General features: G+C 55.8%; 1 protein-coding gene. It reads left to right on the forward strand.

Annotation, left to right across the window (positions count from 1 at the left end; translation table 11 throughout):
* Positions 1-92 precede the first annotated feature (92 nt).
* On the forward strand, positions 93-1,706 hold the full coding sequence (locus EDC31_RS17540; protein WP_081500468.1) for an ISL3 family transposase: 1,614 nt from the start codon (positions 93-95) through the stop codon (positions 1,704-1,706).
* Positions 1,707-1,741: the final 35 nt, after the last annotated feature.

The following is a 1,741-nucleotide window of genomic DNA, read 5'->3' on the forward strand; positions in this document are numbered from 1 at the left end:
GGTTCTTCCGCACTTTTCGTGATGGGTATCTTGTACTGAGGTTCCGGAACTGGGAAATCCAGAAAGTCGTTCACTTTCATGGATATTCCCCAGTGTCACGCCTTCGGTCTCTTGATCTTCCCCGTTCCCTCGTCGTTCGTCGTGTTGTTGCACTGGATAACAGAGTGGAGATCGAAGTCGGTCTGCGAAAACGGAGTGCAGTGTGTCCGGACTGTCAGTGCCCGACACAACGCATTCACAGTTTCTATCAGAGAAAACTCGCGGATCTTCCATGGCAGGGCCGTCCAGCCACGCTGATCGTTTCTGTGCCGCGCTTTTTCTGCCAGACGATGCTTTGTCCACGTCGGACGTTTGTCATGCCCCTTGAGGGGATAACCGTGCGTCATGGCAGACAGACCACACGTCTTGCCGATCTTCATTATTATATCGCCCACACCCTGGGCGGTTCCGCTGGAGCACGAATGACCGTGCGCCTGTGTTGCCCCATCAGCGCGGATACTCTTGTCCGCCGTCTTCTCTCACGTGTGCAGAACACCACAAAAGGCACGGCCCTTACACGTGTGGTGGGGGTGGATGACTGGGCATGGCGGCGGGGACATCACTATGGAACGATTGTGGTTGATCTTGAGAAAAATGATGTCATTGACCTCCTGCCAGATCGGGACGCTGATACCCTTGCCCGATGGCTGCAGGTCCACCCCGGTATTGAAATCATTGCCAGAGACCGTGCCGGTACTTATGCAGACGGATGCCGCAGAGGCGCACCATCCGCTCTTCAGGTGACAGACCGCTGGCATCTGCTGAAGAACCTGTCAGACGCTTTTGTCAGCATTCTGGACCGTTTTACGACGACTGTCAGGACCCTGACACGACAGATGAACGTATCAACGGTCGTAAGCAAAATATCTGAAACAATCAGAGCGCATCCAGAAGAGGCGCAGGCGGTCGTCAGGTCAGCCTCTGGGGAACGGCGTGACATTCTTTTCAAGGAAGCTCTTGCCCTGAAAGCAGCGGGACACAGCATTCAGGCTATCGCCACAACGATCGGGGTAGAGAGAAAAACCGTGCGGCGCTGGTTTCAGCGGGGCCATGCACCACCATGGAAAAGAACGGTTCCGTCACGCAGCATACTCGTGCCTTACACAGCCCACCTGGAAAAGAGATGGTCCGAAGGATGTCGCAATAGTCGTCAGCTATGGCGGGAACTCCTGGAGCAGGGCTTTGCAGGACAATATGGCACCGTCTGGAAATGGGTGGCGACGCGACAGGGATGTTCCGCGAAACCCGTTCCTTCCGCGCATGTCGTTGCACCTCGGGGACGCAGACTTGCGCGGCTTCTCCTCGCAGAGGATCCGTTATCTGCCGGACAGGAGGGACTGCTGGTTCCTGCCCTTCTGGAAGCTGAACCGCACCTTGCCGTCACACTCTGCTGGCTCAGGAAAATGCAGACCCTGCTCTGTAAAAGGGGTGACACCTGCACGGGAGGCGATCTGAAGGCTCTGCTGGAAGAAGGAAAGACGACGCTGCTGTCACGTCTGATTCCCGCGCTTGAACGGGATGCGGCTGCCATTGAAGCGTCTCTTGTCACACCTTGGACAACCAGCCCGGTTGAAGGACAGATCAGCCGACTGAAAATGATCAAGCGAACCATGTTCGGAAGAGCAGGCTTCGAACTCCTCAGGGCGCGTGTCCTTCAGCCCGCATAATCAAAAAACATCATCACGAAAAGTGCGGAAGAACC

The sequence above is a fragment of the Acidomonas methanolica genome (assembly GCF_004346035.1).
Taxonomy (GTDB): Bacteria; Pseudomonadota; Alphaproteobacteria; order Acetobacterales; family Acetobacteraceae; genus Acidomonas; species Acidomonas methanolica.